This is a genomic window from Pseudomonas sp. B6001 (genome assembly GCF_013386015.1).
GTDB lineage: Bacteria > Pseudomonadota > Gammaproteobacteria > Pseudomonadales > Pseudomonadaceae > Aquipseudomonas.
The window spans coordinates 187,753-198,357 of the sequence record NZ_JACAOX010000005.1 but is presented as its reverse complement, the minus strand read 5'-3'; the positions used below and the strand labels follow the sequence as shown (position 1 = coordinate 198,357).

The following is a 10,605-nucleotide window of genomic DNA, read 5'->3' as shown; positions in this document are numbered from 1 at the left end:
ACCGCAGCAACGGATATGTACCCAATACAGCTACCGCGCCAGCACCATGGCAAAATACCCAAACACCGTGAGCAAAATCCCCGACACCGCATACGCCACCGGAAACCCAATCCACGGCACCGTACTATCAATTTCCTTGGCCGCCTCCCGCGCCGGCCCCGAGTGACTCCGCGCCCCCGCAACACCGCCCATGAGAATCGCCGGGTTGATCTTGAACACATGAAAACCCACAGCCCAAACAATAAACGGTGGAATCGTACAAGCCACGAACCCAAGCAAAAAGATCTTCAACGCAATGATCGCGCTAATCTGCGAAACCAAGTTAGCCCCCGCATTCACCCCCACAATCGCGACAAAGAATATCAACCCCATGTCCTCGAGAATGTTGCGCGCCGCATTCGGCGTATTCCCAAAAAACCGCACCCGCGACACCAGCGACGAGACGATAATCCCCGACACCAGCAACCCGCCCGCATTGCCCAGCCCCACCGCCGCACCGAACGCCGGCACCTGAATCAGCCCGATCAACAACCCCAGCACCATACCCAGCGACAGCGTCAGCAAATCCGTCGCCGTACTCGCCCGCCCCGCCTTGCCCAGCAACGCCGTGGCCTTGTCGATGGCACTGCGCAAGCCAATCAAGTGCATCACATCCAGGCGCTGCAACCGCGTTTCCAGCCCCACCGGAATCGGCGCACCACCCCGCTCAATCCCCACCAACTGCACCTGCCCGGCAATCGGCGACTGGCTGAATTCCTTGAGCGCCCTGCCCACGGCATCCTTGTGAGTCACCAGAATCACCGCCTCATCCAGCGGTATATTCAACGCCCGGGCATCCGGTACTTCCGGCCCGATCAGGCCCATGTGATCGGTCAGCGCATCCAGGCTGCCGCCCAGGGCGATCACATCGCCCAGCTGCAACACCAGCGTCGGATCAGCCCCCAGCAACTCGTCACCACGCTCGACGTTCTCGATCTGGTACAACGCAAAGCGCTGGCGAAACTGCGCGATGCTCTGCCCCACCAGCTCCGGGTTCACCAGGCGATAGGCCCGCAGGTCAAACGGCCGATACCCACTGAGCCCGGCATCGTCGACGTTCGGCACACCGTGCTCCACCTCGAATTCCTTGGCCGCCTTGCGCGCATCCACACCCCACCAGCGCGGCAGGTATTTGCAGATCAGGATGATGCCGACCGTGCCCCAGATATAGGTGATGCCGTAAGACAGCGCGATCATCGCGGTGGCCGCCGCCGCCGTGGTGCCCGGTGGCAGCGGCACCACGCCCGAGGTAATCGCCTGTTCGGCGGAGCCAATCGCCGCCGACATGGTTTGCGAACCGGCAAGAATCCCGCCCGCCGCGCCCACCGGCAGGGATAACAGCCGCACGCCGAGCACCACGATACCCAGCCCGAGGAACGAGGACAGGATCGCCAGGAAGGTGAATTTCAGGCCATCACCCTTGAGACTGTTGATGAACGAAGGCCCGACCCGCAGCCCGACGCCGTACATGAACAGGTAGTAAAACAGGCTCTTGGTAAAGTTATCGAGTTCGAAATGCACGCCGTAGTAAGACGCCCACGTCGCAATCGCGCAGCCGATCACGATGGCCCCGGCCACCGCGCCCAGGCCATAACCCTTGATGGTGCCGCGCCCGACCCAGACGGACAGGCCAACCACCAGGAACAGCAGGATGTAGGGGTTGTCATGCAGGAAAGTAAAGAAGGCAGTCACGATGATTCGTACCTGGCGATGCAACGCTAAAGGCACCGGGCCTCGAGGCCCGGTGAGTGTTCAGTGCGTTCAGTCGAGGTTCGGGGTGTCGGCCGGGATGACCGGGTCGGCGATGGCGCCATGGCTGAAGCTGGGGCCCGCATCGGAATGCGCCACCGGGTTTTTCTGCAGGTGGGCAACGGCCTTGCGCAGGTCTTCCAGCAGCAACGCCACCAGGTCACGGCTCACGCCATGCCGCACCAGGATGCGCTGTACCACGACGTTCTGCCGATCGGACGGCAACGGGTATGACGCGATCTGCCAGCCGCGCATGCGCACGCGCTCCGACAGGTCGTAGAGGCTGAAGCCGTGGTCGACGCCGTCCTTGAGCTTGTAGCAGACCGCCGGCAGCCCATCCTTGCCGTCGTACACCAGTTCCAGCGGGGCAAACTTGGTGATTTCCGAGGCCAGCCATTGCGCCGTGTCGGAGCACGCTTGTTGAATCCGCGTGTAGCCGTCGCGCCCCAGCCGCAGGAAGTTGTAGTACTGGGCGATGATTTCACCGCCGGGCCGGCTGAAGTTCAGGGCAAAGGTCGCCATGTTGCCGCCCAGGTAGTCGACGTAGAAGATCAACTCTTCCGGCAGGTCTTCGGTGGAGCGCCAGATAACCCAGCCGACGCCCAGCGGCGCCAGGCCGTACTTGTGGCCGGAAGCGTTGATGGACTTGACGCGCTCGATCACAAAATCCCATTGCAGCTCTTGCTGGATGAACGGGGCGATAAACCCGCCGCTCGCCGCGTCGACATGGATCGGGATATCCAGGCCGAGGTCACGTTGCATCGAGTCCAGCTCGGCCGCCAGGGCTGCGACCGGTTCGTAGATCCCGGTGAAGGTCACGCCCAGGGTCGCGACGACACCGATGGTGTTTTCGTCGCAATATTCCCGCAGGTCGGCCGGGCGCAGGCCCAATGCGTCACCGCGCAACGGCACTTCGCGAATTTCCACATCGAAATAACGGGCGAATTTCTTCCAGCAGATCTGCACCGGGCCGCACACGAAATTCGGTTTGTCGGTGGGCAGCCCCGCCGCTTCGCGGCGCTTTTTCCAGCTCCACTTCAGGGCCAGGCCGCCAAGCATCGCCGCCTCGCTGGAACCGGTGGTGGAGCAACCCACGGTTTGCCACGACTTCGGCGCGTGCCACAGGTCGGCAATGATATGCACGCAACGGTTTTCGATCTCGGCCGTCTGCGGGTACTCATCCTTGTCGATCATGTTTTTGTCGAGGGCATCGGCCATCAACTGCTGCACTTCGGGCTCGACCCAAGTGGTGCAAAAGGTCGCCAGGTTCTGCCGGGAATTGCCGTCCAGCAGCAGTTCGTCGCGCACCAGGTTATAGGCGGCCGACGGCGTGGTCGAGTGGTCCGGGAGGCGGTACTTGGGCAGTTTGTGCTGGGCGGAGCCACTCGAATAGACGTCTTCGATGGCTTGGTCCTGGGTCTCTACGGTTCTGTGAAGTGCCATGAAATCCTGCTCTTGAATGAGGGAAATGGCGTAGACGTTGATCGCGACAAATGCCGATCAGGCTGCGTCAGGAAACGAACGATGGAGCGGTGGCGCCGAATATCACACGCACGGCGGCGCAGGAAAGTGACCCAGATCATTAAAGGCGTGGATAAGCAGGCAAACGTGCCGGGGTGCCTGGCAGTGACCTACTGGCTCAGTGCTTCGTTCAATATCAGGCTGCGATAGTGCCCGGGGTTGGAGCCCGACCACTTGCGAAACGCCTTGTAGAACGAGCTGGCATCGGCAAACCCCAGGCGGGTGGCGATCTCGGCAAAGCTGATGTCGGAATCGGCCAGCCAGACGATCGCCAACTCCTTGCGCACGCTGTCCTTGAGGCCCTGGTAGGTCTGCCCTTCTTCCGCCAGGCGCCGGCGCAGGGTCGAGGCCGAGATGCACAGGGATGCGGCCAGGCCTTCGGTTTCCGGCCAGGTGTCGGCGGGCATGTGCCGCAGGTCGGTCTTGATGCGGGTGGCAAGGCTGTCCGGGTCGCGGTATTTGACCAGGATGTTGGCCGGCGCATGGGCCAGGAAGCGATTGAGCTCCTCCGGGCTGCGCTTGATCGGCAGGTCGAGGCAGTCGGCGGAAAAGATCATCCGGGTACGCGGCCGGTCAAAGCGCAAGTTGTCGGAAAACATCACCTGGTAGTCGTCGCAGAAGTCCGGCTGCGGGCAACGCAGTTCAATCGCCAGGATCGGGATCCGGCGCCCCGCCAGCCAGCAGGCGACGCCGTGGACGATCATCCAGTAGGCGAAATAGGTGAAGGCGCGCCTGGGTGCGGGCTCCGGCTCCAACAGTACGATTTCCGCCAGGCTCTGCTGGCGCACCAGTTGCGCCGGCATGCGCTCGAGCATCAGCGACAGGAACCCCAGGCCGGTTTCCAGCGCAGTGGCCAGGCTCGGTTGTGCCATGGAGGCCCGGCAGAGGAACTCCAGGCTGCCGGATTTGAGCTTGCGCGGGTCCATGCCAAAGAATTCATCGTCCATTCGCCGTGCCAGCAAGCGCCATAAGCGTGCGTAAGCGGTTGCCGGGACGCGTGCGGTTGGCTGGCCCAGCAGTGCTGGATCAATCCCGACCTTGGTCAACACTTCATCGGTCGCCGCACACGGCGCACAGCTCTGCAACAGGGCTTCGCGGACCAGTTGGATGGAAATCGTGTCTTTTTCCGACATGGGGAATGGCGCAATCCGGTGGCTGGGACGATGCCGCGCATTCTAGTGTCGGATGCGGTTTGCCACCACCGTTCAGTCAAGGTTCAGTAAAGGTCAATATTCCCTGTTTAGTAATGAGTATCATTATGTTACAACTTAGCATCCTATCTAGTGACGATTCGGTGCCGAATGCTTGTTCCCTTTTTAATCATGCTGCGCGAAGGCATAGAAGCCGCCTTGATCGTTGGCATTATCGCCAGCTACCTCAAGCAAACTGGCCGTGGCCAGTACATGCCCGCAGTGTGGATCGGCGTATTTCTGGCAGCGGCCCTCGCGCTGCTGGTCGGCGGTGGCCTGGAACTGGTGAGTGCCGAATTCCCGCAGAAACAACAGGAACTGTTCGAAGGCATCGTCGGCCTGGTGGCCGTGGGCATTCTCAGCTCCATGGTGTTCTGGATGCGCAAGGTCGCGCGCTCCATCAAGCATTCCCTGCATGAATCCCTCGATCATGCCCTGGCCGGCTCCAAACACCAGGTCACCGCACTGATTGCCATGGTGTTTTTCGCCGTGGCCCGTGAAGGCCTGGAAACCGTGTTCTTCCTGCTGGCCGTGTTCCAGCAAAGCGAAGGTCCGGGCGCGCCGATTGGCGCCCTGCTCGGCCTGATCCTGGCGATCATCGTCGGCTTCCTGATCTACACCGGCAGCATGCGCCTGAACCTCGGTGCGTTCTTCCGCTGGACCGGCCTGTTCATCCTGGTGGTGGCCGCCGGCATCCTCGCCAACTCGGTACAAGCCCTGCACGAAGCCGGGGTATGGAACCACCTGCAAACCGTACTGTTCGATTTCAGCGCGACGCTGCCGATGGATGGCCCGCTGGGCTCGGTGCTGGCCGGCATGTTCGGCTATCAGGACGCCCCGACCATCAGCACCCTCGGTGCCTACCTGATTTACCTGGTGGTGGCCCTGGTGATGTTCTTCCTGCCGGCGCCGCCGAGCAAGCCGGCTACCCGCACAACCTCTTCCGTTTCCAGCCAGTAAGGACCGCCTCTTGTCCAACCAAACCCCTCAACCGGCTCCGCCCTCCCGCGCCTTGCGCTGGGCGGTGGGCGGCTCGGTGGTCGTGATGATCGCCGCCGGTGGCCTGTTCTACTACGCCTCGCAACTGGCCGCCTCCAAACGCCAGGCCAACCACAATGAAATCGCGGTGACGATCCACGCCCATAGTTGCGAACCGAATGCGCTGACGGTACCGGCGGGACGCGCCAGCTTCCGCATCATCAACCGCTCGGACCGTGCCGTGGAATGGGAAATCCTCGACGGCGTGCTGGTGGTCGAAGAGCGCGAGAACATCGCCCCGGGCCTGAGCCAGGTGATCAACGCCAACCTGCTGCCCGGCGACTACCAGATCACCTGCGGCCTGCTGAGCAACCCGCGTGGCACCTTGAAGGTGACACCGACTGCCGAGTCTGACGCCCAAGCCAAGGCCAAGCCGTCGATGGTCGCGTTTATCGGCCCGCTGTCGGAGTTCCGCGTGTACCTGAGCAGCCAGGGTAGCGCCCTGGTCAAGGCCGTTACCGCGCTGGACCAAGCCATCGAAGCCGGCGACCTCGCCCAGGCCCAGGCGCTTTACGTACCGGCCCGCGAGGCTTACCAGCGCCTGGCCCCGGCCTCGCAACGCCTGGCGGAACTGGACAACGCGATCAACGCCCGCGCCGACTACTTTGAAAAGCGCGAGCAGGACCCGGCCTTCAGCGGCTTCCACCGTCTCGAATACGGCCTGTTCCAGCAACGCAATCTCGACGGCCTGGCGCCGATTGCCCAGCGCCTGGTCACCGACGTCACCAGCCTCAAGCAACAGCTGCTGGCCCAGTCGCTGCCGCCGGAGCAACTGGTGAGCATCGTGGTGCGCAACCTCAACAGCCTGGCCGACGTACGTGCCGCCAGCGGTGAGGAAGAACGCTACAGCCATACCGACCTCAACGGCTTCGCCGCCAACCTGGACGCCGCCCGCAAAGTGGTCGACCTGATGCGCCCGCTGCTGACCAAATCTGCCGCGCAATTGCTGCCGGGGATCGACAGCGCGATCACCGCCCTCGATGCCGAACTCAACGGTTTGAAAGTCGATGGCCGCTACGCCTCGTATGACAGCGTTACCGCCGATCAGCGCAAGCAGATCGCCGACAAGGCCAAGGCTCTGGCCGTTGCACTCGATGGAATCGACCCCGCCCTTGGCCTTTCCGGCCTGAAGTGAAGACGACCGTAGACATGAGTGATTCAGAACAATTTTCCGCCCAGCGTCGTCGTGTATTGTTGGGTATGGCCGCCACTGGCGCGGCCATTGCCGGCAGCAGCCTGAGCTGCCCGGCAATGGCTGCCAACGCGGCGGCACAAGTGACCACCGCGCCAAGCAGTGAAAAGACCCAGGATCACCACGATTTCCATGGCAAGCACCAGACCGGCATCGTCACTCCGCGCCCGGCCTGCGGCATGCTGGTGGCATTCGACGTATTGGCCAGCGACCGTGAAGACCTGGAGCGGCTGTTCCGCACCTTGAACGAGCGTATCGCGTTCCTGATGACCGGCGGCACCGTGGTGCAAGTCGACCCGAAACTGCCCCCCACCGACTCCGGCATCCTCGGCCCGGTGGTGACACCGGACAACCTGACCATCACCGTATCGGTGGGCGAGTCGCTGTTCGACGAACGCTTCGGCCTGGCCGCAGCCAAGCCCAAGCGCCTGATCCGCATGGTCGGTTTCCCCAACGATGCACTGGAACCGGCGCAGTGCCACGGCGACCTGAGCCTGCAGTTCAGCTCCAACACCCCGGACACCAATATCCACGCCCTGCGCGACATCGTGAAAAACCTGCCGGACCTGCTGCTGGTGCGCTGGAAGCAGGAAGGCAGCGTGCCGCCCCAGGCCCCTGCCCGCCCCGGCGAGCCGGCACAAAGCGCGCGCAACTTCCTCGGTTTTCGCGACGGTTCGGCCAACCCGAACTCCAACGACAACAAGGCGATGGATCAGATTGTGTGGGTCCAGCCAGGCAGCGACGAACCGGCCTGGGCCGCCAATGGCAGCTACCAGGCGGTGCGGATCATCCGCAACTTCGTCGAACGCTGGGACCGCACCCCGCTGCAAGAGCAAGAAAGCATCATTGGCCGGATCAAGACCAGTGGCGCGCCCATGGATGGCCAGAAAGAAACCCAGGTCCCGGACTACAGCAAGGACCCGGAAGGCAAGTTGACCAAGCTCGATGCCCACATCCGCCTGGCCAACCCGCGTACTGCACAGACCCAGGCCAACCTGATCCTGCGCCGGCCGTTCAACTACTCCAACGGCGTCAACAAAAACGGTCAGCTGGACATGGGGCTGTTGTTCATCTGCTACCAGGCTGACCTGGAGAAAGGCTTTATCAGCGTGCAAACCCGGCTCAACGGCGAGCCTCTGGAGGAATACCTGAAGCCGGTTGGCGGCGGTTACTTCTTCACCTTGCCAGGCGTCACCGGGGCCCAGGATTTCATCGGGCGCACGCTGCTTGATGCGACACATCCACAAACCACTGCCAAAACCTAAAACAAACCCCAGAGCGGAAATCGTCCCATGAAGAAGTCGTCTCTCGCATTGTCGTTGTTAATGAGCCTTTCGCCGCTGGCCGCCTTCGCCGCCACCGCGCCGCTGGACCTGGTAGGGCCGGTGTCGGACTACAAGATCTACGTCACCGAAGAAATCGGCGAGCTGGTCACCCAGACCCAGGCGTTCACCGACGCCGTGAAAAAAGGCGACCTGGCGACCGCCAAGAAGCTGTACGCGCCAACCCGCGTGCACTATGAGTCGATCGAGCCGATCGCCGAACTGTTCAGCGACCTCGACGCCTCCATCGACTCCCGCGTGGACGACCACGAGAAAGGCGTGAAAGCCGAAGACTTCACCGGCTTCCACCGCATCGAGTACAGCCTGTTCTCCGAGAACACCACCAAAGGCCTCGACGCCCTGGCGGACAAGCTCAACAGCGACGTACTGGACCTGAAAACCCGCGTGGACGGCCTGACCTTCCCGCCGGAAAAAGTTGTCGGTGGTGCTGCTGCCCTGCTGGAAGAAGTGGCCGCGACGAAGATCTCCGGTGAAGAAGACCGCTACAGCCACACCGACCTGTATGACTTCCAGGGCAACATCGACGGCGCGAAGAAAATCGTCGACCTGTTCCGTCCGCAGATCGAGAAGCAAGACAAGGCCTTCGTTGCCAAAGTCGACAAGAACTTCGCCACCGTGGACAAGATCCTGGCCAAGTACAAAACCAAGGATGGCGGTTTCGAGACCTACGACAAGGTCAAGGAAGCCGACCGCAAAGCCCTGGTCGGCCCGGTCAATACCCTGGCGGAAGACCTGTCCACACTGCGTGGCAAGCTTGGCTTGAACTGATCCAGACGCTGCATGCTCTCGCCCGGCCTGCCGGGCGAGAGCCTTCCTCAGGCTGACGCCACCTGCACTCCGTCCGAAGGCCGCAAGGCATCGCGGATAGTCCGCAGCTTCAAGCACGTTTCCTCGTACTCACTCCCGGGATCCGACTCGGCGACAATGCCGCAGCCGGCGAACAGGTGCGCCTCACAGCCTCTGATCAACGCCGAGCGCAACGCCACGGCAAATTCACCATCACCCTGCGCATTCATCCAGCCCACTGGCGCTGCGTACCAGCCACGGTCGAGCTGCTCGTGCTCTCGGATATAGGCCATCGCCTCACGTCGCGGCAAGCCACCCACCGCCGGCGTCGGGTGCAGGGCCTGCACCAGTTGCAGCAATTGCACCTGGGGATGCAAGCGGCCCATCACCGGCGTCAACAGGTGCTGCACGTTGGCCAGCCGGTGCAACTGCGGCTGGCTGGCAATGTCGAGCATCGCGCAATAGGGCTGCAATGCTTCGCGCAGGGTTTGAACCACCAGGGTGTGTTCGTGGCGGTCCTTGGGGCTGTCCATCAAGGCCTGGCCAAGTTCGGCATCGTGCTGCTCGTGACGACCACGCGGGCAAGTACCGGCCAACGCCACCGTGTTCAGCGTGCCACGAGTCACCCGCACCAGCCGCTCCGGCGTTGCGCCGAGAAAGCAGCTGTCACCACGGCTGAACGCAAACAGGTACGCCTGGGGATAGGCCGCCTTGAGGTTTTCCAGCAGCGGGCCACAGGGGATCGTCCGTGAGGTGGTCAACCGCACTTCGCGGGCCAGCACCACCTTGCGCAGGTCGCCGGCGTTGATGCGCTGCACGGCCGTCGCCACGGTGTCTTGCCATTGCTGCGCGCTGATGGTGTTTTCGTCGCTCGGTGTGCCGAGGGGAATCTCCTGGCGTGGCGCACTGGCGTAGCGGGACAGAAGCAACGTCCACTGGGTTTCCAGGCTCTGGGCGCAACGCACCGCGTCCGCCCCGGGCTCCAGCCACTGGCTGAAGATCACATGATGTTGCTCGGCTTCCCGCAGCAGCAGGATGCGCGGCAGCACCAGGGAGGTGGCGGCGAATGACTGCCATTTGAGCGAGCGTGGGCCCTTCGGGTCAAACGCAAAGCCGCCACACAGCAACGGCTGGCGCGGCCCCACCTGATGGGCCTGGCTGAGCAACGCCTGCCACGCCAGGGCACTGGCGTTGAAGCGGTCATCGGCCCCGGGGCTGATTTCCTCGGTACAACCAAAGCCGGCCATGGCCAGTGCGCCCCGGTCACTTGACCAGAACAGGCTTTGCCCGAGTACCTGGCGGTTGGCGGCAAATAACCGCAGCGGGTCCAGGCGCTCCGAGGCCAGGCTGAACACCACCAGCACTGCGCCGCCCTTCTCGCGCGCCAGGCGTTCGCCCTCGGTCAGCGCCTGAAGCAATCCCGGCAGACGTTCACTCATGCTCCGCTCCTTGATGCTGCTGGCGCCAGTGGCGCACTTGCTGGTCGATATTCCATTGGATGATCTGCGCAAACAGCGGGACCACGAACATCGGGTCCAACCCTTCGCGCTCGGCCCAGCGGCGGCGATGGGGCAGCATGGCGGCCACCCGCTCGGGGGCGGCGATGCTGGCTTCGTCAGGCTTGAACTGCGCCGCAGCTTTCACATAGGCCAACCGCTGGCCGAGAGCGCGGATGATCTGTTCGTCCAACGTGTCGATACCCAGGCGGACGTCTTCCAGCCCGCTGCACTGCTCAGGTGTTTTCATA

9 protein-coding genes are annotated in these 10,605 nt (G+C 62.9%); 4 read left to right on the top strand and 5 right to left on the bottom strand.

Annotated elements, in window-relative coordinates; translation table 11 throughout:
• Positions 1 to 30: 30 nt before the first annotated feature.
• From HX821_RS31930 to HX821_RS08940, 3 genes are all read right to left on the bottom strand, one after another.
• The gene (locus tag HX821_RS31930) at positions 31 to 1,731 is read right to left on the bottom strand and encodes a transporter (protein ID WP_177035632.1); all 1,701 of its coding nucleotides are present in this window, start codon (positions 1,729 to 1,731) and stop codon (positions 31 to 33) included.
• Between the two features lie 69 nt (positions 1,732 to 1,800).
• Positions 1,801 to 3,231, bottom strand: a complete 1,431-nt coding sequence (locus tag HX821_RS08945; RefSeq protein ID WP_087692662.1) for a glutamate decarboxylase — start codon at positions 3,229 to 3,231, stop codon at positions 1,801 to 1,803.
• 188 nt (positions 3,232 to 3,419) lie between these two features.
• The gene (locus HX821_RS08940; protein ID WP_177035631.1) at positions 3,420 to 4,442 is read right to left on the bottom strand and encodes an AraC family transcriptional regulator; all 1,023 of its coding nucleotides are present in this window, start codon (positions 4,440 to 4,442) and stop codon (positions 3,420 to 3,422) included.
• Between the two features lie 168 nt (positions 4,443 to 4,610).
• On the opposite strand from HX821_RS08940, the gene efeU reads away from it, so the two are divergent.
• From efeU to efeO (HX821_RS08920), 4 genes are read left to right on the top strand one after another with little or no spacing between them, the layout of a single operon-like run.
• Positions 4,611 to 5,459, top strand: coding sequence for an iron uptake transporter permease EfeU (efeU, locus tag HX821_RS08935; protein ID WP_003218412.1), 849 nt, complete (start codon positions 4,611 to 4,613; stop codon positions 5,457 to 5,459).
• A 10-nt stretch (positions 5,460 to 5,469) separates the two neighbouring features.
• Positions 5,470 to 6,672 (top strand): iron uptake system protein EfeO, encoded by a 1,203-nt coding sequence (gene efeO / locus HX821_RS08930; RefSeq protein ID WP_008436219.1) that lies wholly within the window; start codon positions 5,470 to 5,472, stop codon positions 6,670 to 6,672.
• Between the two features lie 14 nt (positions 6,673 to 6,686).
• Positions 6,687 to 7,994 (top strand): iron uptake transporter deferrochelatase/peroxidase subunit, encoded by a 1,308-nt coding sequence (efeB, locus tag HX821_RS08925; RefSeq protein WP_008436218.1) that lies wholly within the window; start codon positions 6,687 to 6,689, stop codon positions 7,992 to 7,994.
• 27 nt (positions 7,995 to 8,021) lie between these two features.
• Positions 8,022 to 8,840: an iron uptake system protein EfeO gene (efeO, locus tag HX821_RS08920; RefSeq protein WP_003218415.1), complete on the top strand. Its 819-nt coding sequence runs from the start codon at positions 8,022 to 8,024 to the stop codon at positions 8,838 to 8,840.
• Between the two features lie 47 nt (positions 8,841 to 8,887).
• On the opposite strand, the gene HX821_RS08915 is transcribed toward efeO (HX821_RS08920), so the two are convergent.
• Together HX821_RS08915 and HX821_RS08910 are read right to left on the bottom strand one after the other, a co-directional pair.
• Positions 8,888 to 10,297 carry an isochorismate synthase gene (locus HX821_RS08915; RefSeq protein WP_003218416.1) on the bottom strand — a complete coding sequence of 470 codons (1,410 nt, stop codon included), beginning with the start codon at positions 10,295 to 10,297 and terminating at the stop codon, positions 8,888 to 8,890.
• Positions 10,290 to 10,604 carry an isochorismate lyase gene (locus HX821_RS08910; protein ID WP_003218417.1) on the bottom strand — a complete coding sequence of 105 codons (315 nt, stop codon included), beginning with the start codon at positions 10,602 to 10,604 and terminating at the stop codon, positions 10,290 to 10,292. Before HX821_RS08910 ends, HX821_RS08915 begins: the two co-directional genes overlap by 8 nt.
• Position 10,605 lies beyond the last annotated feature (1 nt).